Source organism: Halomonas eurihalina, assembly GCF_008274785.1.
Classification (GTDB): domain Bacteria; phylum Pseudomonadota; class Gammaproteobacteria; order Pseudomonadales; family Halomonadaceae; genus Halomonas; species Halomonas eurihalina.
Genome location: NZ_VTPU01000006.1, coordinates 98,099 through 120,220, shown reverse-complemented (window position 1 = coordinate 120,220; position 22,122 = coordinate 98,099). Strand labels below are relative to the sequence as shown.

The 22,122-nt window shown below is 62.4% G+C and carries 24 protein-coding genes; 8 read left to right on the top strand and 16 right to left on the bottom strand.

Annotated elements, in window-relative coordinates:
• Window positions 1–210: 210 nt before the first annotated feature.
• From coq7 to FZZ93_RS18330, 3 genes are all read right to left on the bottom strand, one after another.
• Complete coding sequence (gene coq7, locus FZZ93_RS07890; protein ID WP_149321773.1) at window positions 211–855, bottom strand: 2-polyprenyl-3-methyl-6-methoxy-1,4-benzoquinone monooxygenase; 645 nt, start codon at window positions 853–855, stop codon at window positions 211–213.
• Between the two features lie 153 nt (window positions 856–1,008).
• The gene (locus FZZ93_RS07885; protein ID WP_149321772.1) at window positions 1,009–1,350 is read right to left on the bottom strand and encodes a histidine triad nucleotide-binding protein; all 342 of its coding nucleotides are present in this window, start codon (window positions 1,348–1,350) and stop codon (window positions 1,009–1,011) included.
• A 186-nt stretch (window positions 1,351–1,536) separates the two neighbouring features.
• Window positions 1,537–1,821 carry a hypothetical protein gene (locus FZZ93_RS18330; RefSeq protein ID WP_187774493.1) on the bottom strand — a complete coding sequence of 95 codons (285 nt, stop codon included), beginning with the start codon at window positions 1,819–1,821 and terminating at the stop codon, window positions 1,537–1,539.
• Here FZZ93_RS18330 and FZZ93_RS07880 point away from each other — a divergent pair.
• The 7 genes from FZZ93_RS07880 to tal all read left to right on the top strand — a co-directional run bounded on the left by FZZ93_RS07880 (window position 1,715) and on the right by tal (window position 9,475).
• Entirely contained in the window at window positions 1,715–2,443 is a 729-nt protein-coding gene (locus FZZ93_RS07880) for an SDR family oxidoreductase (RefSeq protein ID WP_149321771.1), read from the top strand. The two genes, FZZ93_RS18330 and FZZ93_RS07880, sit on opposite strands and share 107 nt — an antisense overlap.
• A 195-nt stretch (window positions 2,444–2,638) precedes the next feature.
• Window positions 2,639–3,577, top strand: a complete 939-nt coding sequence (locus tag FZZ93_RS07875) for an ABC transporter substrate-binding protein (RefSeq protein ID WP_149321770.1) — start codon at window positions 2,639–2,641, stop codon at window positions 3,575–3,577.
• A gap of 59 nt (window positions 3,578–3,636) precedes the next feature.
• Entirely contained in the window at window positions 3,637–5,139 is a 1,503-nt protein-coding gene (locus FZZ93_RS07870) for a sugar ABC transporter ATP-binding protein (protein WP_149321769.1), read from the top strand.
• A complete protein-coding gene (locus FZZ93_RS07865) occupies window positions 5,136–6,116 on the top strand; it encodes an ABC transporter permease (protein WP_149321768.1) in 981 nt (326 codons plus the stop codon). The genes FZZ93_RS07870 and FZZ93_RS07865 overlap by 4 nt, the downstream gene beginning before the upstream one ends.
• 48 nt (window positions 6,117–6,164) lie before the next feature.
• Window positions 6,165–7,715 carry an FGGY-family carbohydrate kinase gene (locus tag FZZ93_RS07860; RefSeq protein ID WP_149321767.1) on the top strand — a complete coding sequence of 517 codons (1,551 nt, stop codon included), beginning with the start codon at window positions 6,165–6,167 and terminating at the stop codon, window positions 7,713–7,715.
• Window positions 7,712–8,443: an SDR family oxidoreductase gene (locus tag FZZ93_RS07855; RefSeq protein ID WP_149321766.1), complete on the top strand. Its 732-nt coding sequence runs from the start codon at window positions 7,712–7,714 to the stop codon at window positions 8,441–8,443. The genes FZZ93_RS07860 and FZZ93_RS07855 overlap by 4 nt, the downstream gene beginning before the upstream one ends.
• A gap of 78 nt (window positions 8,444–8,521) precedes the next feature.
• A complete protein-coding gene (gene tal, locus FZZ93_RS07850) occupies window positions 8,522–9,475 on the top strand; it encodes a transaldolase (RefSeq protein WP_149321765.1) in 954 nt (317 codons plus the stop codon).
• Between the two features lie 95 nt (window positions 9,476–9,570).
• Here the strand turns inward: tal and FZZ93_RS07845 are convergent, their stop codons facing one another.
• The 4 genes from FZZ93_RS07845 to phaR all read right to left on the bottom strand — a co-directional run bounded on the left by FZZ93_RS07845 (window position 9,571) and on the right by phaR (window position 13,442).
• Window positions 9,571–10,569, bottom strand: coding sequence for a LacI family DNA-binding transcriptional regulator (locus FZZ93_RS07845; protein ID WP_149321764.1), 999 nt, complete (start codon window positions 10,567–10,569; stop codon window positions 9,571–9,573).
• A gap of 32 nt (window positions 10,570–10,601) precedes the next feature.
• Window positions 10,602–11,474, bottom strand: a complete 873-nt coding sequence (locus FZZ93_RS07840; protein ID WP_149321763.1) for a phosphoribulokinase — start codon at window positions 11,472–11,474, stop codon at window positions 10,602–10,604.
• A 146-nt stretch (window positions 11,475–11,620) separates the two neighbouring features.
• On the bottom strand, window positions 11,621–12,910 hold the full coding sequence (gene purD, locus FZZ93_RS07835) for a phosphoribosylamine--glycine ligase (protein ID WP_149321762.1): 1,290 nt from the start codon (window positions 12,908–12,910) through the stop codon (window positions 11,621–11,623).
• Window positions 12,911–12,983: 73 nt separating this feature from the next.
• On the bottom strand, window positions 12,984–13,442 hold the full coding sequence (gene phaR / locus FZZ93_RS07830) for a polyhydroxyalkanoate synthesis repressor PhaR (protein WP_149321761.1): 459 nt from the start codon (window positions 13,440–13,442) through the stop codon (window positions 12,984–12,986).
• Between the two features lie 124 nt (window positions 13,443–13,566).
• Here phaR and FZZ93_RS07825 point away from each other — a divergent pair, with 124 nt between their 5' ends.
• Window positions 13,567–14,280 (top strand): 16S rRNA (uracil(1498)-N(3))-methyltransferase, encoded by a 714-nt coding sequence (locus tag FZZ93_RS07825; RefSeq protein ID WP_149321760.1) that lies wholly within the window; start codon window positions 13,567–13,569, stop codon window positions 14,278–14,280.
• A 14-nt stretch (window positions 14,281–14,294) separates the two neighbouring features.
• Here FZZ93_RS07825 and rloA3 read toward each other — a convergent pair whose 3' ends face one another.
• From rloA3 to FZZ93_RS07780, 9 genes are all read right to left on the bottom strand, one after another.
• Entirely contained in the window at window positions 14,295–14,843 is a 549-nt protein-coding gene (gene rloA3, locus FZZ93_RS07820; RefSeq protein WP_149321759.1) for a retropepsin-like aspartic peptidase RloA3, read from the bottom strand.
• 50 nt (window positions 14,844–14,893) lie between these two features.
• On the bottom strand, window positions 14,894–16,159 hold the full coding sequence (locus tag FZZ93_RS07815; RefSeq protein ID WP_246146147.1) for a lytic murein transglycosylase: 1,266 nt from the start codon (window positions 16,157–16,159) through the stop codon (window positions 14,894–14,896).
• Window positions 16,160–16,239: 80 nt separating this feature from the next.
• Window positions 16,240–16,641 carry a monovalent cation/H(+) antiporter subunit G gene (gene mnhG / locus FZZ93_RS07810; protein ID WP_149321757.1) on the bottom strand — a complete coding sequence of 134 codons (402 nt, stop codon included), beginning with the start codon at window positions 16,639–16,641 and terminating at the stop codon, window positions 16,240–16,242.
• Window positions 16,634–16,903, bottom strand: a complete 270-nt coding sequence (locus FZZ93_RS07805; protein WP_149321756.1) for an MrpF/PhaF family protein — start codon at window positions 16,901–16,903, stop codon at window positions 16,634–16,636. Before FZZ93_RS07805 ends, mnhG begins: the two co-directional genes overlap by 8 nt.
• Before the next feature lie 16 nt (window positions 16,904–16,919).
• Window positions 16,920–17,393 (bottom strand): Na+/H+ antiporter subunit E, encoded by a 474-nt coding sequence (locus FZZ93_RS07800; protein WP_149321755.1) that lies wholly within the window; start codon window positions 17,391–17,393, stop codon window positions 16,920–16,922.
• On the bottom strand, window positions 17,390–18,907 hold the full coding sequence (locus FZZ93_RS07795) for a Na+/H+ antiporter subunit D (RefSeq protein WP_149321754.1): 1,518 nt from the start codon (window positions 18,905–18,907) through the stop codon (window positions 17,390–17,392). The genes FZZ93_RS07800 and FZZ93_RS07795 overlap by 4 nt, the downstream gene beginning before the upstream one ends.
• On the bottom strand, window positions 18,904–19,251 hold the full coding sequence (locus FZZ93_RS07790; RefSeq protein ID WP_149321753.1) for a Na+/H+ antiporter subunit C: 348 nt from the start codon (window positions 19,249–19,251) through the stop codon (window positions 18,904–18,906). The genes FZZ93_RS07795 and FZZ93_RS07790 overlap by 4 nt, the downstream gene beginning before the upstream one ends.
• Before the next feature lie 10 nt (window positions 19,252–19,261).
• The gene (locus tag FZZ93_RS07785; RefSeq protein WP_149321752.1) at window positions 19,262–19,699 is read right to left on the bottom strand and encodes a Na+/H+ antiporter subunit B; all 438 of its coding nucleotides are present in this window, start codon (window positions 19,697–19,699) and stop codon (window positions 19,262–19,264) included.
• Entirely contained in the window at window positions 19,692–22,022 is a 2,331-nt protein-coding gene (locus tag FZZ93_RS07780; RefSeq protein ID WP_149321751.1) for a putative monovalent cation/H+ antiporter subunit A, read from the bottom strand. Before FZZ93_RS07780 ends, FZZ93_RS07785 begins: the two co-directional genes overlap by 8 nt.
• Window positions 22,023–22,122 lie beyond the last annotated feature (100 nt).

The window sequence follows — 22,122 nt, the reverse complement described above, 5'->3', positions numbered from 1 at the left end:
TTTTCGTCTTGAAGTTGGTCCTGGGGTTACCTACCGCTTACAGCTCGCCCCGAAGGGGCGCTGGCAGAAGCGCTGAATAAAATTCGCCGAGCATAGTAAAGCGCAAGGCGCACGGAGCACAGAAAGCGAGACATAACGAGAAGTTAGGCGAGCTTTCGAGCACCGCGCAACGAAGCGAGTTGCATGCGCAGGCATTTATGCAGTGCTTCCTCAAAGCCTGTAGACAGACTTGGTCATCACCTTGGACATCAGCGTCATGCCGGCCTTGACCGGCGCCGGGAAACGCGCTCCACCGGCTTCCAGCGCCTGATGAGCATGATGCGCCTCGTCGATGGCCATCTGGCGGAGTACCGCCCTGGAACGGCGGTCGCCGGGCGGCAACTTTTCCATGTGCTCGTCGAGATGGCGCCCCACCTGCTCCTCGGTGGCAGCCACGAAGCCCAGGCTAATGCGATCGCCCACGGCTCCCGCCACGGCACCGATGCTGAAGGATGCCGCATAGAACAGCGGGTTCAACAGGCTGGTGCGGCCCTCGAGTTCCTGCAAGCGCGCATCGCACCAGGCCAGATGATCGACCTCCTCCTGGGCCGCCTCCTCCATCTGGCCACGCACTTCGGGCAGTTTGGCGGTCAGCCCTTGCCCCTGGTAGAGCGCCTGGGCACAGACCTCGCCGGTATGATTGATGCGCATCAGCCCTGCCGCATGACGTCGCTGCTCGTCGTCGAGCGCCTCGTCCTGTATCTCGTCGGTGGCAGGCGAAGGCCGCGAGGGCTGAGCGGCCCTGGGCACCAGGGTGCGCAACACGGTATCGAACTGGTGGATCAGGTCGTCGGCGCGGGAATATTGACGAGTCATGGCACCCCCTCGTGAGATCGGTCACGACATTGTAACCGAGCCATCGGCCACGCACAGCGCCCAGAATACGAAACGCCGCCTTGAGGGCGGCGCAGATGCACCTGATGCGTCGAACGCTTGCGGTAGCACGGCCTGGCGCCGCGCGGGTTCCGGCTATCCAGCCGGCCAAGTGAAGCGACGACCGCCCATCAGGTGCATGTGAATATGATAGACCGTCTGGCCGCCCTGGTCATTGCAGTTCATCACCACTCGATAACCATCGTCGGCAAATCCCTGTTCCTTGGCCAGACGCGCGGCGGTGTATTGAAGGCGCCCCACCAGGGCCAGATCGCCCTCTTCGATGTCGTTCAGGGTCGCGATGTGCTTCTTCGGCACCACCAGCATATGGATCGGTGCCTTGGGATCGATATCGTTGAAGGCCAGGACGTCATCGTCCTCATAGACGATATCGGCGGGAATCTCGCGATTGATGATCTTGCAGAACAGGCAATCCATGTCAGGCTCCGGTCTGGTTGAATGCTGAATGATGCTACCAGGCCATGAGGTTACCCCTCGATACCCTCTCTGTCAGTCCTCATGGGTGTGCTCGGGGTCCAGGTCTCTGTCAGCCCATCCGCTAGACATTGGTCGAAACGCCATTGCCTCGAGCGAACCTGCCGCCTAGGCTTCAAAATGTTGACGTCAACATTCAGCGAAATCGCCAAGGTGCCATATCAGGTCAACATTTGAATCAAGCCCGACATCGACCGAACTCATGAGTCCTGCCTCAAGCATCTCGGTCATCAGGTGCGTGGTTCCCTGACAAGCCCCCGGGCGATACCCCGTACTCGAAATACCATGCAAGCAAGGAGACAACGAAATGGCGAATGCATTGACTGGCAAGGTGGCGGCCGTTACCGGCGCAGCATCGGGCATCGGGCTGGCCAGCGTCAGAGCAATGATTGCTTCAGGTGCCAGAGTGATCATGATCGATCGTGACGAGGCCGCCCTGGCAGAAGCCTGCGAGCAGCTTGGCGATGCCGCGATTCCACTGGTCATCGACCTCCTCGACCCGCAGGACTGCAAGACGCTGTCGTCACAGATCCTCGAGAAAGCCGGCCAGCTCGACATCTTCCACGCCAATGCCGGCAGTTACATTGGCGGCGACCTGCTCGATACCGATCCCGATGCCATCGACCGAATGGTCAGCCTGAACGTCAGTGTGGTGATGAAGAATGTCCACAATATCCTGCCGCACATGATCGAGCGCGGCACGGGGGACATCATGGTGACGAGTTCAGTAGCCGGGCATTTTCCTGTCCCCTGGGAGCCGGTCTACGCCTCTTCCAAGTGGGCCATGACCAGTTTCGTCCAGACCGTTCGTCGTCAGGTCCTGAAGCACGGCATCCGGGTCGCTTCCGTCTCGCCGGGCCCCGTCAACAGTGCTCTGCTCTCCGACTGGCCGGAGGATAATCTACGCAAGGCGAAAGAATCCGGCAGCATCATCGAGCCCGCCGAGGTGGCCGATGCCATCCTGTACATGCTGACCCGCCCTCGCCATGTGACCATTCGCGATATGGTGGTCCTGCCCAGCAACTTCGACCTTTAAGCAATCCCTGATCGTGTGATGTCCGGAGCATCAGCCCCCTTGTCCGACAGGAGCCTTCTCATGACTAGACATTGGTCGAATGTCCATTGACCCGTCCATCGAGGCTTTCTAGCCTTCTTTATGTTGACGTTAACATTTCGATGATTTCAACAACCCAACATCCTATAACGAGACAAGAACAAACCGGGAGCCAACATGAATATCCGCAAGCTCACAGCACGTTGCCGCCAGGCCGCGCTCATCACCGCCTGTGCAACGCCTCTTGCCGCAGCTACCGCCTCGGCCGACGAGTCGGACCTGACAATCGGCATGTCCTTCCAGGAACTCAACAACGAATACTTCGTGACCATGCAAGAGGCTCTCGAAAGCGCTGCCAACAGCCTCGGAGCCGACGTCATCACTACCGATGCGCGTCATGATGTCGCCAAGCAGGTCAGCGATGTCGAAGACATGATCCAGCAGGGCATCGATATCCTGCTGCTCAATCCCGCCGACTCGGTCGGTGTCGAGACGGCGGTTCTGGCCGCCCAGGAAGCCGGCGTTACCACGATCGCCATCGATGCCCAGGCCAACGGCCCGGTGGACGGCTTCGTGGGTTCCAAGAACTACGACGCCGGCTACAAGGCCTGCGACTACCTGGCGCAGCAGCTCGATGGCGAAGGCCAGGTGGCCTTGCTGGATGGCATTCCGGTCGTTCCGATCCTGCAGCGCATAGAGGGCTGTACCGCGGCGCTCGACGAGTACGATGACATCGAGGTAGTCGACAAGCAGAACGGTCGCCAGGAGCGCACCCATGCCATGACGGTGACCGAGAACATCATCCAGGCCAACCCGGATCTCGACGGCCTGTTCAGCGTCAACGACATTGGTGCCCTGGGTTCACTGATCGCCATCAACTCCAGTGGCCAGGACATCAAGCTGGTCAGTGTCGACGGGCACCCCGAGGCTGTTGCCGAGATCCAGAAGCCCGACTCCCCCTTCATCGCCACCTCGGCTCAATATCCTCGCGATATGGTTCGTCTGGGACTCGGCCTGGGATTGGCCAAGTACTGGGGCGCCGACACGGCACCCGCCGAGATCCCCATCGACGTGGAACTGATCGATCGCGACAAGGCCACCGACTTCAGCTGGTAACCATCTACCTCTAACGCTGACAACGTGTGCCGCCCAGGGCGGCACACGAGGATCCCCCCATGACGCCACTACTCTCCCTGAGACACATCTCGAAGTCGTTCCCCGGGGTGAAGGCCTTGCAGGATGTATCCCTCGATGTCCATGCCGGCGAGGTGCATGCCCTGCTCGGCGAAAACGGGGCCGGCAAATCGACCTTGATGAAAATCCTCTGCGGCATCTATCGGCAGGACGAGGGCGACATCGTCATCGATGGCCAGACGCGCGACTTTCACGGTTATCAGGATGCCCTGGATGCCGGGGTCGGTATCATCTTCCAGGAATTCAGCCTGATCCCCGACCTGGATGCCTTGGACAATATCTTTCTGGGACGGGAGAAACGTAACCGTTTCGGACTGCGCGACCGATCCACCATGATCCGCGAAGCGCAACGCCTGTTCGAGCGCCTCAAGGTCTCGATTCCACTGGACTGCCCCATCGCCGAACTGAGCATTGCCGATCAGCAGTTCATAGAGATCGCCAAGGCCTTGTCACTGGATGCCCGACTGCTGGTCCTGGACGAGCCGACCGCCACCCTGACGCCCAGTGAAGCCGATCACTTGTTTGCCATCATGCAGGCGCTGCGCGACCAGGGAGTCGGCATGGTGTTCATCTCGCATCACATGGAAGAGATCTTCACCATCTGCGATCACGTTACCGTGATGCGCGATGGCAAGAAGGTCGACGATTGCCATGTCGCCTCGACCACTCCCGATGATCTGATCGAGAAGATGGTCGGTCGCCGCGTCGAAAACATTTTCCCCGAACGCCGTTGCGATGCCGACTATGACGATGTCGTGCTGGACATCCAGTCCCTGCGCCTCGATCCCGACGGCCCTGAACACTCGCTGAAACTCCATCGTGGCGAGATTCTGGGCTTTGCCGGTCTGGTGGGCTCCGGTCGCACCGAGCTGGTCAGGGGACTGATCGGTGCAACTCGTCCCGCCCACGCCAGAATCAGCATCGAGGGCAAACCGGTAAGGCTCCGGCACCCCGCTGCCGCTCTCGAACAAGGTATCGGATTACTTCCAGAAAACCGCAAGACACAGGGACTGGTCCTGCCATTCTCGTGTCGCGACAACATCTCGTTGAACAACCTGGCTCAGTTCCAGGGGAGCTTGCCGCTGCTGCGACGCGGGCAGGAGGCACGTACCGCCACCGACTTGATGACGGCCGTGCGCGTCAAGGCCCCCAGTCCCGAAACCCCAGTCGGAGAGCTCAGCGGCGGCAATCAGCAAAAAGTCGTCATTGCCCGCTGGCTGGGCCATCAATGCAAGGTGCTGATCTTCGATGAGCCTACCCGGGGTATCGACGTCGGCGCCAAGGCAGAGATCTATGCCCTGATGAAAGAGCTCACCGCCCAGGGTGTCGCCATCATCATGATCTCCTCGGAACTCCCCGAGGTGCTCGGCCTGTGCGACCGTGCCGCGGTTTTCTACCACGGCCGGATTGCCGCCGAACTCGAGGGCAGTGCGCTCGACTCACAATCCATCATGCATCATGCCACGGGGGGACTCAGATCATGAGCCAGCTCGCCTCAACTCCCGGCGCCAACCGCCAGCCCCTCAAGACACGACTGGCCCGCTGGCGGCGCACCCCGATCTTTTACCCGTTGATCGGTTTCATCGTCATCTTCTTCGCCATGGCGGTGATCAACGACAACTTCCTGACCTCAAGCAATCTCGTCAATCTGGCTCGACAGGCATCCATCATCGCGATCATCGCCGTCGGCATGAGCCTGGCCATCCTCACCGGCGGCATCGATCTCTCGGTCGGCCCGGTGATGGCCCTGTCGGGGACGGTCATGGCCGGCCTGATGGTCGCCGGCGTCCCGCCGGCGCTGGCGATCGTGCTCGGGCTGCTGGTGGGAGCCGCCTTCGGCGCTTTCAACGGCCTTTTCGTGGCGTTCGCCGGCATGCCTCCGATCATCGTCACCCTCGCTACCATGGGCATCGCCCGCGGGCTCGGCTTGATCTATACCGGCGGCTACCCGATTTCCGGCCTGCCCCCGGAATTCGCCTTTTTCGGGCGTGGAACTCTGGCCGGTATCGAAATGCCGATCCTGATCATGATCGGTGTCTATGCCATCGGCTATGTGCTGCTCAGCCATACCGCCACCGGTCGCTACCTGTACGCCATCGGTGGCAACGAGGAGGCCACCCGACTGTCCGGCATTCGCGTCTCGCGCTACAAGCTGCTGGTCTACACCTTGAGCGGCACGACCGCGGCCATCGCCGGACTGATCCTGACATCGCGCCTGATGAGCGGTCAGCCCAACGCCGGTGTCGGTTTCGAACTCGATGCCATCGCTGCCGTGGTGCTGGGAGGTGCCGCCATCACCGGCGGGCGCGGCATGATCCTCGGCACCCTGGTCGGCGCCCTGCTGCTCGGCGTGCTCAACAATGGTCTCAATCTGTTGGGGGTATCGCCCTATCTCCAGAACGTCATCAAGGGGCTGATCATCCTTCTGGCGATCTACATCAGTCGCAAACGCACCCCCTGACCCGCGACTCGCACAGGGCCGCCCTCTAGCAGAGTGGAGGAAAGTCATATGGACACCGTTATCGGTATCGATATCGGAACCCAGAGTACCAAGGCGCTCGTGATCGATTGCCATGGCCGGATCCTGGCCGAGCGCAGTCAAGGGTACCGCGTCGATACCCCCCGCCCCCTGTGGGCCGAGCAGTGGCCGGATGTATGGTGGGAGGCCATGATCCAATGCCTCAGGGCCTGCCTGGAAGACCCCGAGGTCGATCCCCGCAGCGTCAAGGGGCTGTGTGTCAGCAGTCTCTATGGCGGCTCGGGCATCCCGGTCGATGCCGATATTCGACCGCTCCATCCCTGCCTGATCTGGATGGACCGTCGGGCCGAGGCTCAAGTCCAGTGGGTGAAGGAACATATCGACATGACCCGTCTGGAAGCCATTACCGGCAATGGCGTGGACAGCTACTACGGTTTCACCAAGATGATGTGGCTGAAACAGGAACGGCCGGAAACTTGGGCCCAGACCCACTACTTGCTGCCTCCCAACAGCTATATCAATTATCGCTTGAGCGGTGAGATCGCCATCGACCACAGTTCGGCCGGCAACATCGGTGGCATTTACGACCTGGCGGCACGCGACTGGTCGACGGAAATGCTCGATGCTCTGGAGCTCGACCGGGACAAGCTCCCGAGCCGATTGGTGGAATCGAAAGTTCCCGTCGGTGGTCTACTGCCGTCATTGGCCGATTCGCTTGGTCTGACGGCCAATATCCCCGTGGTCGCCGGCGGCGTCGATGCCGCGATGGCCACGCTAGCTGCAGGCGCAACCCGACCCGGCAATCACGTCGCCATGATCGGTACCAGCATGTGCTGGGGCGTCATCAATCAAAGCGTCGAGGCGGGTGAAGGACTCATCAGCATGCCGCACGTGCTGAACGGTGGCCGCGACCTCTATACCTTCGGCGGCGCCCTGACCGCCGGTGCCGCCGTCAGTTGGTTCGTCGATACCTTCGATGGTGAAGACCCGACCGTCGGGGAACGTGGCGATGCCTATGAACGACTCGAACTGCCTGCCCGGGCGTTGCCACCAGGTGCCGAAGGCCTGCTCTTTCTTCCCTACCTGATGGGGGAGCGAAGCCCGGTCTGGGACGCCCGGGCCAGCGCCTGCTTCATCGGCCTCAGCCTCTATCATCAACGACATCATCTGTACCGCGCCGTATTGGAAGGCGTGACCTTCGCCCTGCGACACAACATGGAAGCGAGCAAACGTCAGGGGAGCCCCCTCGATTCGCATCTGATCGTGGTCGGTGGAGCGACCCGCTCAGACCTATGGATGCAGATCATCGCCGACGTGACCCACATGCCGGTCTATACCTATCGCGAGAACGTGGAGGCGGCCCTGGGCGCTGCCCTGCTGGCCGGACAGGCGGCCAGCCTGATCGATCTCGATCAATCGCTGCGGCATGGCACCCTGATCGAGCGCGCCGTGCCTTCCGATACGGCAACACGTCGATACGACGATCTCTTTTCCCTTTATTGCCAGCTCTATCCGCGGCTCAAGCCAATCATGCATCGGCTCAACATCAACAATCCCCCCGAGAGCGACCCCACATCATGAATTTCGAACTCCAGAACCACCGCATTCTCGTCACGGGGGCGACCAGTGGCATCGGTCTCGACATCGCCCGGACCCTCGCCGAGCTCGGCGCCGACCTGGTGCTGTTCGGTCGCAACCGGGACAAGCTTGCCGAACTCGAACAAGAGTTGGGAGCCCACACCCTGGCCATCGACATCACCGACGAAACCGCCGTCTCCATGGCTTTCACCGACATGCCCGCCCTGAATGGACTGGTCAATTGTGCCGGCATCTCGATTCTCGACAGTGTCCTCGACGTCAAGGCCAAGGATCTCGAGCGGATCATGACCACCAACGTGACCGCAAGCGCTGTGGTAGCGCGGGAGGCAGCTCGCCACATGCTCGCGCACGGCCGCCAGGGCAGTATCGTCAACGTCTCCAGTCAGGCGGCCATGGCCGCCCTGCCAGACCATTTGGGCTATTGCGCATCCAAGGCGGCCATGGATGCCATGACCCGAGTGCTTTGCCTCGAGCTTGGTCCCAAGGGCATCCGCGTCAACAGCGTCAATCCGACGGTGACCCTGACTCCCATGGCAGAACGCGCCTGGTCGGACCCTGCCAAGCGCGATCCAATGCTGGCCGCCATCCCCCTGGGACGCTTCGCCACTCCCCGGGAAGTCGCTCTGCCGGTGGCTTTCCTGCTGAGTCAGGCCGCGTCGATGGTCAGCGGCGCCTGCCTGCCGGTCGACGGTGGCTTCACCTCCCATTAATCGCCTCGTGCCTGACGGCCATGCCTCAGCGGCTCCCCAGGCCCAAGCGGTCCATCACTCACTCGAGCAGGGTATTCCATGACACATCGCCTCGACGCACTTCGTCGGCACTCCCTGGTCGTCGCCGATACTGGAGACCTGGATGCCATCCGGCGCTACCAGCCCCACGACGCCACCACCAATCCCTCGCTGATTCTCAAGGCCTTCGACTTGACGGGCTACCAGTCGTTGATCGATCAGGAACTCGCTGTGGTCAAGGCCGAGGCCTGCGATCACCGGGAAGAACATGCCGTGGACCGACTCTCCGTGGCCATGGGAAGCGAGATCGCCAAGGTGATACCCGGCCGTGTGTCCACCGAAGTGGCCGCCCGGCTATCCTTTGATACTCAAGCCAGTATCCACAGGGCTCACGAGTTGATGGAACTCTATGAGCAGCATGGCGTTTCCAGAGATCGTGTACTGATCAAACTCGCCTCGACCTGGGAAGGTATTCGCGCCGCCGAGGTACTGGAAAGAGAAGGCATCAACTGCAACCTGACCCTGTTGTTCAGCGACGCTCAGGCTCAGGCCTGTTTCGATGCCGGCGTCTTCCTGATCTCGCCCTTCGTCGGGCGGGTCTCGGACTGGTACAAGAAAGATACTGGCCGGGACTTCACTCCCGACACCGACCCCGGCGTACAGTTCGTGCGTGGCGTCTGTCAACGGGCCACCCAGGGCGGCTACGACACTGTGGTCATGGGAGCCAGCTTCCGCAACACTGGCCAGGTGCTGGCTCTGGCGGGATGTCCACGGTTGACGATCGCACCACCATTGCTTGAGGAACTCGCCACCACGCCGGGTACCGTCACTCCCAGGATGCTTCTGGCACGCGGTGGTGGCCCCCGTCCGTCCCCGCTCACGGAATCCGCCTTCCGTTGGCGTCACAATCAGGATCCCATGGCCAACGACAAGCTGGCCGAGGGCATTCGACGTTTCGACGCGGATCAAGAATCCCTGGAGGCAAGGATCGCCGACCGTCTGGCATCTTTCTGATACATCGAGCGTCCAGCACCTTCCGGGCATGCCCGGCCCCGACTCGCCGCGATGATGAGCACCGGAGGCAAGGGTGCCAAATGACGAAAGAAGCACTAGTGCATCAAGGAAGCCGAGATAACGACCTCGCGACCCGCCACCGTGGGATCCTTGATCTGTTCGAAGAGCAGGTGAAAGGCCTCATGTCCTGCCCGGTAGGTATCGTGTACCGCACAGGGTACCGACACATCAAAGATGTCGGCGTAAGGCAGTCGATCGATCCCTGCCACGAGGACATCGTCCCTCGACACATGAGCATCGTGCAGGGCTCGCATTGCCCCCAGGGTGATCAACTGGTTGAAGCCGAACACAGCCTCGGGGGCCCTGCTTTGACGCAGGAAGTCCGCCATGTCGCGATAAGCAGGCTGCAGGGTGTAATCGCCTGACCGCTGTTCCAGCATCAATGGGACACCCGCACTATCATAAGCCTCCTTGAGGCCGGACAAACGATGCTGCGTGATCCGCGAGCCCCGCGGGCCGGTCAACACCAGTACCTGGCGAATACTCTCCTTCACCAGCGCCTCACCCACCAGACGGCCGGCCAGGCGATTATCCAGCACTACCCGGCTGAAATCCTCCACATCCAGGATACGATCGAGCATGACCACCGGTAACTTGGCGGCCCGCAGGCGATCGAGATAGGCGGGCTGGTACGCCGCGTCATCGGAAACCGGGGAGAGGATGACACCGGCGACCTGATAGCTGAGCAAGGTCTCGATCGCCACCTCTTCACGTTCCGGCGAACCATCAGTGTCGATCAGCATGATCGTATAGTCATGCTGTTCGGCCGCCCGGGAAATCGCCTTGATGACTTCGCTGTAGAAGGGATTATCGACACTGGCCGTCACCAGGCCAATGAGACGGTTCTTGCGGCTCCTGAGATGACTGGCAAAGGCATTCGGCACATAGCCCAGTTCCCGGGCCGAGGCCAGAATCTTCTCCCGCGTCTCCGGCTTGACCTTATCGGGGTCCTGGAAGGCCCGCGACACCGTCATGTTGGTCATGCCCACATGTCTGGCGATGTCGTTGATGGTGACCTTGCTGCGTCTTGCCATGTTGCTTACCTGGCTCCGGTCTTCGACGCCGCTCAGCGAAAACGCCGCTGAGCCAGCAGGTGTCGCACCAGAGGAGCCAGGATCAGCTCCATGGCCAGCGACAGGCGCGACCCGGGCACCACCAGGGTGTGGGGGCGGCTCATGAAGGAGTCCTGGATCATCGCCAGCAGATACGGGAAGTCCACCGTAGCGGGGTCGCGGAAGCGGATCACCACGAAGGACTCGGCATCCGTGGGGATGTCCTGCACCTCGAAAGGGTTGGAGGTATCCACCGTGGGCACGCGCTGGAAATTGATATGGGTCCTCGAGAACTGGGGCAGGATATAACGCACATAGTCATCCATGCGCCCCAGAATGGTGTCGATCACCGCTTCCTGGGTGTAGCCCCGGGCCTGGATGTCACGATCGATCTTCTGGATCCATTCCAGGTTCATGGTCGGCGCTACGCCGACCAGCAGGTCGACGTGGCGGGCGATGTCATGCTCGGCGGTGACCAGGCCGCCGTGCAGCCCTTCGTAGAACAGCAGGTCGGTCCCCGAAGAAAGCGATTGCCATTCGGTGAAAGTGCCGACTTGATAGCCGGCCTCGATCATCGACTTGTCCTCGGCATGGATGTAATGCCGATAGGTGCCGGTACCGTTTTCGCCATACTCCAGGAACAGATCCTCAAGCTTGTCGAGCAGATTGGCTTCCACCGCAAAATGCGAGAGTTCGTCCTTGCGCTCGGGCTCCTCACGGAACATGCGCGCCAGTTCCTGGCGGGTATAGCGATGAAAGGCATCGCCGTCGACGAAGGCCGCGTGCACGTCTTCGCGGGCGAACATACGCTCGAAGGTGCGTTTCACGGTGGTGGTTCCCGCCCCGGAAGAGCCGGTGACCGCGATGATCGGATACTCCCGGGACATCAGCCACTCCCCATCAAACGATCCGCCAGGATTGGAGATACCGGCACTGGGCAGCCTGCCTCGGGAAATTCGAGCCTGACGCGCTCCATGTTGCGGCCTCCTGAGATGTTCTCACGAACGGAATGTCACGTGCGATGCGAGGCGTTTCAGCCGTCGCCGCGACCGATGGCCCGGTGGGCAATATCACGGCGATAGGTGGCATCGGGCCAGTCAATCTCGGCCAGACCTCGATAGGCCAGGCTCCTGGCTGCCGACACCCCCTCGCCCAAGGCCGTCACGCACAGCACTCGACCGCCAGCGGTGACCACCTCGTTATCCTCGCCGAACCGGGTACCGGCATGAAAGACCTTGCAGCCGGTGGCTTCGGCGGCTTCGAGGCCGGTGATGACATCGTCCTTGCGGTAGTCGCCGGGATACCCGCCGGCGGCCATCACCACGCCCACGGCATCGCGCTCATCCCAGTCACAGGCGAGCCCTTCGAGCTCGCCCCTGGCACCGGCCAGGCACAACTCGGCGAGATCCGAGGTCAGGCGCATCATGATCGGCTGGGTCTCGGGATCGCCGAAACGACAGTTGTACTCGATCACCTTGGGATTGCCTTCGGCGTCGATCATCAGGCCCGCATAGAGAAAACCGGTATAAGGGTGACCTTCCTCGGCCATGCCTTTCACCGTGGGCTCGATGACCCGGGCCATGATCCGTTCATGAATCTCCCGAGTGACCACCGGCGCTGGCGAATAGGCGCCCATGCCGCCGGTATTGGGACCAACATCGCCGTCGAGGGCGCGCTTGTGATCCTGGCTGGTGGCCATGGGCAGTACCGTCCGGCCATCGACCATGACGATGAAGCTGGCCTCCTCGCCTTCGAGGAACTCCTCGATCACCACGCGAGCACCGGCATCGCCGAAGGCGTTGTCCTCAAGCATGTCGCGAATCGCCGCCTCGGCCTCGGCCTCGGTCATGGCCACGATGACCCCCTTGCCGGCGGCCAGGCCATCGGCCTTGATGACGATCGGCGCGCCCTTTTCGGCGAGATAATCAAGCGCCGGCTCCACCGCGACAAAGGTGCGATACTCGGCGGAAGGAATCGCATGGCGCGACAGGAAGTCCTTGGTGAAGGCCTTGGAGCCCTCGAGTTGGGCCGCGCCGGCGGTGGGACCGAAGATGGTCAGGCCAGCCTCGCGGAATCGATCCACCACACCTTCGACGAGCGGCGCCTCAGGCCCGACGATCGTCAGCTCGATGCCCTCGTCACGCGCGAAGGCCACCAGTCCTTCCAGGTCGTCGACACCGATCGCCACATTCTCGAGCCCCGGCTCGCGGGCGGTGCCAGCATTGCCCGGGGCCACATGGACGGTCTCGACCCGGGGCGACTGAGCGACCTTCCAGGCCAGGGCGTGTTCGCGGCCACCGCCGCCGATGATCAGAACCTTCATCCGCTGCTCTACCTCAATACCTCGGGGAAACATCGCGGCATTATGTCAGAAACTCGCCTCGACCGCCGCTCGATCACGTCTTGTCGTCATCGTCCTGTCCGTTGCGGCTGCCACCACCGAGATTCTGCTGCCAGAAGCGCATGTTCTCCTCGGCCAGTTCGCGCATCAGCTCCATGGGAGTATGTCGCATGGCTTGTTGCCACTGGTCCTGCACGTGCTTCTGCTGCTCCATCATCAGTCGGGTGCCCTGTTCCAGGTAACGCGCCAGGGGCAACGGCTTGGCCATGTCGTAGACGCGGATGAACTGGGCCAACAGATCGTTGGAAAAAACCTCGGCCTCGCCATCGGCCTGCTCCTGCTCGATGATGATCGACAGCAGAATGGTACGCGTCAGGTCCTCCCCGGACTTGGCGTCCTCGACCCGGAAGGGCACTTCATCGAGCACCAGGCTGCGCAGGTCCTCGAGCGTCACATAACGGCTCTGTTCGGTATCATAGAGCCGACGATTGGCATACTTGCGTATCACGCGCACGGCGCTGCTCCTTGTCATTGTCGACTGGGCGATCGCCCTTCATTCGAGTATTGTGCACCGCGCCACCTGCCATGCAAGGCACCCGCCGTCCCTTTCATTTTTCACAAGGTACCACGAGACACCCATGAATCTGATTCTGCTCTCGCCCGAGGACCTCGAGAATGGACGTCTGGCCCGGGTCCGCGACCCGCGCCGCCTGGCGCATCTCAGGGACGTGCATAGGGCGCGCGCCGGCGACACTCTTACACTGGGCGTCGAAAATGGCCTGCTGGGGCGCGGCACCCTGCTCGAGTACCACAACGACGAAGCGCTGTTCGACATCAGCGGCCTCGAGGAAGCGCCACCACCGGCGTTGCCGGTTCATCTTGTCCTTGCCCTTCCTCGCCCACGCATGCTGGCACGCAGTCTCGAACACGCCACGGCCCTGGGCGTGAAATCCCTGACCCTGCTCAATACTCGCCGGGTGGAAAAGAGTTACTGGCAATCGCCGGAACTCGACGCGGAAAAGATTCGCCACCACCTCGTGCTGGGCCTGGAGCAGGCCCGGGACACCCAGATGCCGGAGGTGACCCTGGCCAAGGGCTTTCGCCCCTTCGTCGAGGACCGCCTGCCGGAGCTGCTGGCGTCTCGCCGCGGGCTGGTGGCGCACCCCGGCATGCCGGCAGCGTGCCCACGCGGTGTCAATGAACCGACCCTTCTGGTCGTCGGCCCTGAGGGTGGCTTCATTCCCTGGGAAGTCGACAAGCTCCTCGAGGCAGGATGTCAAGGCGTGCACCTGGGGCCTCGCATCCTGCGGGTGGAAACCGCCGTCACTGCCCTGCTGTCACGCCTTGCCTGAAGAATGGCGAGGCCTCACTCCTCGTCGGGGTCAAACGACACCAGCGGCGAGTCGGTATCGCAATCCGGCTCGGTGGTGAAGGTCTCGCGCACGTCCAGCACGCCGAGATGGCCGATGGAGCGACGGCCCAGCAGCATCGGGTAATTCATTTCCTCGCGATTGCGCAGGCTGAACTGCTCCTCGTAACGTGTATCCCCCACGCACACTTCGAGCAGCACCACCGGCCGCTCGTCTCGGCCGCCCGCGCCGCGCACCGTCAGGTCGCGATAGAGCGGACGTTCCAGGCGCTCGGAGAAACGCTCGCCGTTGGCCTCGTTCTCGAGCTTGAGCCGGAAGCTCACCCACTCCTCGTCGTCCTTCTCGAAGACCTCAATGTCACGGGCATCCAGCGACGAGGTCAGCGCACCGCTGTCCAGCTTGGCCTTGATCTCCACATCCCCGGGCTCGAGCGTGACCTTCTCCACCCAGCCAAGCGGCTGATCCGCGTCATGCCCATCGGCGGCCATCGCCCACGAGGAGCACAACACCAAGGGCAACAGCAGAGGGCGAAGCATCGCATTCATGAAAGGCTCTCCTTGATCGTAACAACGACGTACTATCTATGCCGTGCGTGTCAGCGACGCAAGCGGTCGAGCAACGCCTTGGTGGCGAAACCGTCGGGCGTCACACCGATCTCACGCTGAAAGTCGCGCAGCCCACGACGGGTATTCGGCCCCAGAATACCGTCAGGAGTTCCCACGTCGAAGCCCCGGGCATCGAGAAGCTGCTGCATCTCGCGTACCTCGCTGCGCTTCAGGGCCGGCTGTTCGCGGGGCCACTCGCCCTGGATGCCAGCACGCCCCGCGATGGCGTCGCTCAGCGTGGCTACCGCCAACGCGTAACTGGTGGCATTGTTGTAACGCAGGATAACCCGGAAATTGTGGCCGACCAGGAAGGCCGGGCCCTGGGCGCCAGCCGGGGTGATCACCGAGGCGGAGGCGAAATCAGGCAGCGCATGGCCACTCAAGGCCCGGACCCCGGCCGCCGCCCACTCGGCGGTGGAGCGACGAGTATCGGGCTCGGTCAGGGTATAATCGAAGTCTTGCGACAGGCGAACCTCGGATCCCCAGGGCTCGCCTTCCCGCCAGCCGGCTTCGTCGAGATAGTTCGCGGTGGATGCCAGCACATCGGCAATGCTGTTCCAGATATCCCGGCGCCCGTCGCCATCGCCGTCCACGGCATGGGCCAGAAAACTCGAGGGAATGAACTGGGTATGCCCCATGGCACCGGCCCAGGAGCCTTTCATGCGCTCCGGGGAAATATCGCCGGCCTCGATGATGCGCAGTGCGGCAAGCAACTCACCTCTGGCGAAGTCACGGCGGCGACCGTCATAAGCCAGTGTGGCCAACGCTTCCAGGGTCGAGAAATCACCGAGATAGTCGCCGTAGCTGCTCTCGATGCCCCAGATGGCCACCAGCACCTCGCTGGGTACCCCGTATCGCTCGCTCATCTGCCGAGCCGTGTCGCGGTATTCGGCCAGGCGTTCGCGTCCATTGCTGACTCGCGATGCCGACACAGCGCTATCGAGATACTCCCAGATCGGCCGCACGAACTCCGGCTGGGAGCCATCCAGCTCGATGACTCGAGGCCGATAGCGCAGCCCGTCGAGGGCCCGTTCGAGGGTCACCTCGTCAATGCCTTCGCCACGGGCCTGACGGCGAAAACTCGCCAGCCAGGTCTCGAAGTCGACCTCCTCCGCCTCGGAAACAGAGGCGTCACCGGCCGGCTCGGCGGTTTCCTGCGTCGTGGGAGATTCAGCCCGGGCATCCTGGGTCTGGGCGCTCTGGCAGCCGACCAAAGCGGCACACAGAACGGCAAGGGGAAATATCTTGAATGTCATGGCATCGCATTCCTTGGCGGTGTCGGCCCCGATCATCGCCTACAACGGCGCCGGACACCAGCCCATCGGCTTGCCCCTCATCATTCTTCACGGCCGCGCTCATCGGCCTCGTCGCCCTGCTCGCTTTCCAGCCCACTGTCCAGGCGGTGGCTCAACGGGTCGTAATGCGGCTTGAGTTCATCTTTCACGGTACCGTCCCACAGGCGAGCGCCGACGAAATAGCCGGCGCGACCGATGATGTGCGCCGCCACCGGCGCGGTCATCATGATGAACAGGATGATCCCGAACGCCCGGGCCACCACCGCCTCCTCGGCGAAATGGATGGCCACCCCCAGCATGATCAGGGAAACGCCCAGCGTGGCCGCCTTGGTCGAGGCATGCATGCGCGTCAGCAAGTCGGGCAAGCGCAATATGCCCAGGGCCGCCAGGCACATGAAGACAGCCCCCATCAGGGCCAATCCCGCGACGAGCCACTCAGTCATCACGACGCCCTCCCCGCTCGAGGAAACGCGCGAAACCGATCGTCGTCATGAACCCCATCAGCGCCACGACGATGGCCACATCCAGCAGCAGGGCCACATCGACGGCCACGGCCACAACCCCGATGATACCGACGAGAATCGAGGAAAAAAGCTCCAGGGCCACCACTCGATCGGGCAGGCTGGGGCCGCGAAACAGGCGTATGAAGGTCAGGCAAAGCGCCAGCACCATCACCGACAGACTGATCAGGATCACGGTCGACATGCATGTCCCCTCTTAACTACCGGAAAAGCGCCAAGGCTCGACGTTCCAGCTCGGCCAGGCTACGCCTGAGCGCCGGCTCGTCATCGAGGAACATGGCGTGAATGTACAGCACCCGACGGTCATCGGACACATCCAGGCTCAGGGTTCCCGGCGTCAATGAAATCAGGTTGGCCACGAAGGCGATCTCGATCTCCGTCCGAGCCTTCAGAGGCATGGCGATGACTCCCGGTTTCATGTACCAGGGCGGTGTGACGATGTCGTAGGACACCTTGCAGTTGGCCAACACCAGCTCCTTGAGGAAGAAGCCGACGAAACGCACCAGGCGAGGCAAGCGCTGAGCATAGCCCGCCAACGCCGGCACCTGGGGCTGAATCAGCGCCAGCACCAGGTAGCCGAAGACCAGTCCCGCCAACAGGTTGCCGCCGCTGAAGTCCCCGGTCAGCACGACCCAGGCCAGCCCCAGCAGCAGATGCCAAGCCGCTCCGATCATCGCTCACCTCCTCCGGCATTGCCGAGTACGGCCTCGATGTAGCGCTCAGGCGCCAATAATTGGCCGGCCGAAGCTTCGGCCAGGGAATACAGGGGGCCGGCATTGAGCCCGATGAACAGGGTGCAAAGCGCCAGCCCCGCCACCGGCGTCATCATCAGCCAGAGCTCGCCTCGCCTCGGCGCCGGGGGAGCAGTGTCAGCGTCCTCGCGGGGATCGGCCTTCCAGAACACTTCGGCCCAGAGCTTGATCATCGAGTACAGCGTCAACAGCCCCACCAGCAAGGCGATGAAGGTGACCCCATAGGCACCGGCCTCGAGCCCGGCACGAATCACGATGAACTTGGCAAAAAAGCCCGACAAGGGCGGCATTCCGGCCAGCGACAGGGCCGAGATCAGAAACAGCACCGCCAACCACGGATGCCGGCGATACAGGCCCCCCAGGGCCTCGAGCCGATAGCTGCCTTGCAGCCGATGCACGATGCCGCTGACCAGAAACAGGTTGGCCTTCACGATGATGTGGTGTGCGATGTAGAAGACCCCACCGATGATCGCCAGAGGCGTGAACAGCGCCAGCCCCAGGATCATGTAACCGATCTGGCTGACGATGTGGAACGACAGGATACGCCGGAACTCGAACTGCGCTGCGGCCCCCAGCACGCCGGAAAGCATGGTCAATGCGGCTCCCCACAGCAGGATTTCATGGGTATAACCCGGGTTGTGGTAAAAGATCAGCGTGAAGACGCGATAGAGCGCATAGACCCCCACCTTGGTAAGCAGGCCGGCAAACAGGGCCGATACCGCCACCGGAGGCGTGTGGTAGGAAGCCGGCAGCCAGAAGAACAGCGGAAACGCCGCCGCCTTGATGCCGAAGGCCACCAGAAACATCATCGCCAGCGCATCGATCATGCCGTTGTCGTCCAGATGCGCCAGACGCTGAGCGATGTCGGCCATGTTGAGGGTGCCGACCATGCTGTACAGCAGGCCGATCGTCACCAGGAAGATCACCGATGACACCAGGTTGAGCGTGACGTACTTGATCGCGCCTTCCATCTGCGGCTTCTCGCTGCCCAGAATGAGCAGCGCGAAAGACGCCACCAGCATCACCTCAAACCACACATAGAGGTTGAAGATATCGCCAGTGAGAAAAGCGCCCGCCACCCCGGCCAGCAGCAGGTGCATCAGCGGAAAATAGCCGAAGGCCTCGTGACCACGCCCCGTGGTAGCCAGCGAGTACAACGCCACCGCGAAACCGATGATGCCGGTCAGCACCACCATGATGGCGCCCAGTAGATCGGCCACCAGGCTGATGCCGAAGGGCGCCGCCCAGCCACCCATCTGCATCACCAGGATGCCGTCACGCCCCACCGAGACCAGCAACCAGATACTGGTGGCCAGCAAGGCCGCAGTACCGAGCACGGCGACGAGGCGCTGCATTGCCCGGGAGCGCCAGAACACCAGCGACACGGCCCCGGCCAGCAGCGGGATCAGGATGGGCAGTGCAATCTGAGGGTTCACGTATCGGTATCCTTCATCCGGTCGAGGTCATCGGCACGCACAACTTCCCAGGCCCGGCGCACCAACACCACGGCGAAGGACAACACGCCGAAGGCAATGACGATGGCGGTGAGCACCAGTGCCTGGGGCAGCGGATCGGCCACCGCCGCCGCTGGCGCCGACAGCCCTTCGGGTACCAGTGGCGGCGCCCCGCGCACCATCCCCGCCATGGCAAAGATCAGCAGGTTGGCGGCATTGGAAAGCAGCATCAGGCCAATCACCAGCTTGACGATGGAACGGCGCAACATCATGTAGATCGCCGCGGCGAAGAGTACCCCGATCGCGACTGCCATCAACGATTCCATAGCACTCTCCTCAGTCTCCCGATTCGTCGACGTGATCCGTGTCGATCAGGGCGGTGATGGCCGTCAGTACCGAGCCGACGACCGCCAGATAGACGCCAATATCGAAGATCAGTGGCGTGGACGCCTTGATGCCGAGCACCGGAACCGTCCACCACTGGGCGGTGAAGAAGGGCTCCCCGGCCCACCAGGCCGGCAAGGTCGAGAGCATGCCGAACAGCAGTCCCATGGCCACCAGATCGCGGGGAGACACCTTGAGCATCTCGCCCAGGGCATTGCGTCCATAGGCGAAGAAATAGAGCGTGAAGGCGCCGGAAGCCACCAGGCCAGCGATGAAGCCACCGCCCGGTTCGTCATGGCCGCGCAACAGCAGGAACACGGAGAACAACAGTTGCAGGGGCAGCAGCAGGCGCGCCGCCACATTGAGAATCAGGGTGCCCGATCTAACCATGGTCTTCCCTCCTTCCGCTCAGACCGTGGCTGGCATCATGCTCGGCGGCATGAAAACGCAGCATCGCATGAACACCGATCGAGGCCAGCGCCAGCACGAACATTTCACCCAGCGTATCGAGCGCCCGGAAGTCCACCAGAATGACGTTGACGATGTTGTGGCCATGTCCCAGCGGCTGGCTGTTGCTCACCATGTAATCGGAGATACGCGACAACTGGTCCCCATTCAGTACCGACAGCATCAACAGCGTCATCAGCGTGCCAAAGCTGCCCGCCACCACCAGGTCGCGCCAACGCTCTTTCGGCGTGGACAGCGTTGCGAAGCGCGGCAGACGGAAGAGCACCAGCACCAGCAGCACCACGGTCAGGGTCTCCACCAGCAATTGCGTGATCGCCAGGTCCGGGGCACTGAACAGCACGAAGATCAAGGCAATGGAAAACCCCATGATGCCGACGGCGGCCACGGCGGCCAGCCGCGAACGCATCACGCAAGACGCCAGAGCGCCGGCAATCATCAGCCCCGCCACCACCACCTCGTGGAAGTAGGCATCGACCGAGAAACCGATCTCCAGGGGATGACGAACGAGCAGCGCATGGCCCACCAGGCCCAGCAGCACCAGCAGCGTCATGACCAGATAATTGCGGACATAGCCATTCTGGAGGAAACGGGTCTGCCACTCGGCGAAGCGCACCATGCCGGCCATCAGCATCTCGTAGCCATGTTCGGGGCCGCGATGAATGAGCGGATCGAGCAGCGCCAGCCGCCCCCGAATGCCATCCCAGTAGCGGAAGACCAGCGACCCCAGCACCAGGCTGGCGACCGACAGCAAAAGCGGCAGGTTGATGCCATGCCAGAGTGTCAGATGCACGCCCGGCTCGACGACGCCCAGGCCGCTCACGGTGGTCTCCACCAGGGAGTCGAGCATGCCGGGCGCCAGGCCGAACAACAGGGAGAGCACGGCCAGCAAGGCCGGACCGACGAGCATGCCGGCGGGAGACTCATGAGGCGTATTGGGCGTATCGCGCCTCAGCCCGAAGAACGGCTTCAGCGCCACGATGGCCGCCACCGCGAGCGTCAAGAAGGCCCCGGTGAAGGCCAGCAGCAGGATCAAGCCGCCATAGTGATCGGTTGCCAGGACCGATGTCAGCATCAACTCCTTGCCGATGAATCCCAATAGCGGAGGCAAACCAGCCAGCGACAGCGACGCCACACAGGCCACCAGCGCGGTTCTCGGCATCACGCGCCACAAGCCGCCCATGGCAGTGACATCCTTGGTGCCGGTCTCGTGATCGAGAATCCCGGCCACCATGAACAACGCGCCCTTGTACAGCGAATGGGCCAGCAGGAAGGTAACGAAGGCGATCAACGCCCCTTCGGTGCCGATCCCCAGCAGCATGGTCAGGGTGCCCAGTGCCATCACCGTGGAGTAGGCAAGGAGTTTCTTGATGTTGGTGTTACGTATGGCCAGGAAGGCGCCGGTCAGCATGGTCACTGCCCCCACCAGCGACAGTGTCATCTCCCAGGGCTCGGTTCCCCCCAGGGCCGGGTGCAGGCGCGCCAGCAGATAGACCCCGGCCTTGACCATGGTGGCGGAGTGCAGATAGGCCGAGACCGGCGTGGGCGCGGCCATGGCATTGGGGAGCCAGAAATGGAACGGAAACTGGGCCGACTTGGTAAAGGCGCCAATCAAGACGCAGATCAGCAATGGCGTGTAGAGAGCGTGCCCGGTGAGTTGTTCGCCGCGCTCGGTGAGCACGGCCAGCGACCAGCTATCGCCGGCCTGGGCCAGCATGACGAAGCCCGCCAACAACGCCAACCCACCCCCGACGGTGACGAAGAGTCCCTGCTGCGCCGACTTTCGAGCCACGGGATCGGTATGATGAAAACCGATCAACAGGTAAGACGTGATACTGGTGAGTTCCCAGAAGACGAACAATGCCACCAGATTATCGGCCAGCACCAGGCCCAGCATCGACATCATGAAGGCGGTTATCACCACCAGAAAACGCGGCAAATCGCGCTCGCCTTTCAGGTACTCGCCCGTATAGACCAGCACCAGTGCACCAATCACGGTGATCAGCATGGCGAACAGCCAGGAAAGGCCATCGATCAGGAAGGTCAGCGTGATATCCAGCCCTGGCACCCAGGCCCACTCCAGCAGGAGCGACTTGCCATCGGCGAGGGACGGCCACAGAGTCGCCAGCCACACGGCAAAGGCCGCCGGCAATACAGCCATCAGCAGAGGCGTCTTGGCCCCGAACCAACGGTGGAGCAGCGGCGCCAGCCCTGCTGCCACAAAGCCTGCCAGTATCGCCAGTTGCATATTGCCCTCCATAGCATGGCCGACCGGCCTTGCCCGCCGAACGAGCCCCGACTCTAGAGCGCTTCCAGATCGCAAGCAAGAGAGAGGGCAAGACGCGTCC

Bases quoted from the DNA above. Each gene is read 5' to 3' on its own strand.
- coq7 (WP_149321773.1), bottom strand. From the start codon at position 855: ATGACTCGTCAATATTCCCGCGCCGACGACCTGATCCACCAGTTCGAT.
- FZZ93_RS07885 (WP_149321772.1), bottom strand. From the start codon at position 1,350: ATGGATTGCCTGTTCTGCAAGATCATCAATCGCGAGATTCCCGCCGAT.
- FZZ93_RS07880 (WP_149321771.1), top strand. From the start codon at position 1,715: ATGGCGAATGCATTGACTGGCAAGGTGGCGGCCGTTACCGGCGCAGCA.
- FZZ93_RS18330 (WP_187774493.1), bottom strand. From the start codon at position 1,821: ATGATCACTCTGGCACCTGAAGCAATCATTGCTCTGACGCTGGCCAGC.
- FZZ93_RS07875 (WP_149321770.1), top strand. From the start codon at position 2,639: ATGAATATCCGCAAGCTCACAGCACGTTGCCGCCAGGCCGCGCTCATC.
- FZZ93_RS07870 (WP_149321769.1), top strand. From the start codon at position 3,637: ATGACGCCACTACTCTCCCTGAGACACATCTCGAAGTCGTTCCCCGGG.
- FZZ93_RS07865 (WP_149321768.1), top strand. From the start codon at position 5,136: ATGAGCCAGCTCGCCTCAACTCCCGGCGCCAACCGCCAGCCCCTCAAG.
- FZZ93_RS07860 (WP_149321767.1), top strand. From the start codon at position 6,165: ATGGACACCGTTATCGGTATCGATATCGGAACCCAGAGTACCAAGGCG.
- FZZ93_RS07855 (WP_149321766.1), top strand. From the start codon at position 7,712: ATGAATTTCGAACTCCAGAACCACCGCATTCTCGTCACGGGGGCGACC.
- tal (WP_149321765.1), top strand. From the start codon at position 8,522: ATGACACATCGCCTCGACGCACTTCGTCGGCACTCCCTGGTCGTCGCC.
- FZZ93_RS07845 (WP_149321764.1), bottom strand. From the start codon at position 10,569: ATGGCAAGACGCAGCAAGGTCACCATCAACGACATCGCCAGACATGTG.
- FZZ93_RS07840 (WP_149321763.1), bottom strand. From the start codon at position 11,474: ATGTCCCGGGAGTATCCGATCATCGCGGTCACCGGCTCTTCCGGGGCG.
- purD (WP_149321762.1), bottom strand. From the start codon at position 12,910: ATGAAGGTTCTGATCATCGGCGGCGGTGGCCGCGAACACGCCCTGGCC.
- FZZ93_RS07825 (WP_149321760.1), top strand. From the start codon at position 13,567: ATGAATCTGATTCTGCTCTCGCCCGAGGACCTCGAGAATGGACGTCTG.
- rloA3 (WP_149321759.1), bottom strand. From the start codon at position 14,843: ATGAATGCGATGCTTCGCCCTCTGCTGTTGCCCTTGGTGTTGTGCTCC.
- FZZ93_RS07815 (WP_246146147.1), bottom strand. From the start codon at position 16,159: ATGACATTCAAGATATTTCCCCTTGCCGTTCTGTGTGCCGCTTTGGTC.
- mnhG (WP_149321757.1), bottom strand. From the start codon at position 16,641: ATGACTGAGTGGCTCGTCGCGGGATTGGCCCTGATGGGGGCTGTCTTC.
- FZZ93_RS07805 (WP_149321756.1), bottom strand. From the start codon at position 16,903: ATGTCGACCGTGATCCTGATCAGTCTGTCGGTGATGGTGCTGGCGCTT.
- FZZ93_RS07800 (WP_149321755.1), bottom strand. From the start codon at position 17,393: ATGATCGGAGCGGCTTGGCATCTGCTGCTGGGGCTGGCCTGGGTCGTG.
- FZZ93_RS07790 (WP_149321753.1), bottom strand. From the start codon at position 19,251: ATGGAATCGTTGATGGCAGTCGCGATCGGGGTACTCTTCGCCGCGGCG.
- FZZ93_RS07785 (WP_149321752.1), bottom strand. From the start codon at position 19,699: ATGGTTAGATCGGGCACCCTGATTCTCAATGTGGCGGCGCGCCTGCTG.
- FZZ93_RS07780 (WP_149321751.1), bottom strand. From the start codon at position 22,022: ATGCAACTGGCGATACTGGCAGGCTTTGTGGCAGCAGGGCTGGCGCCG.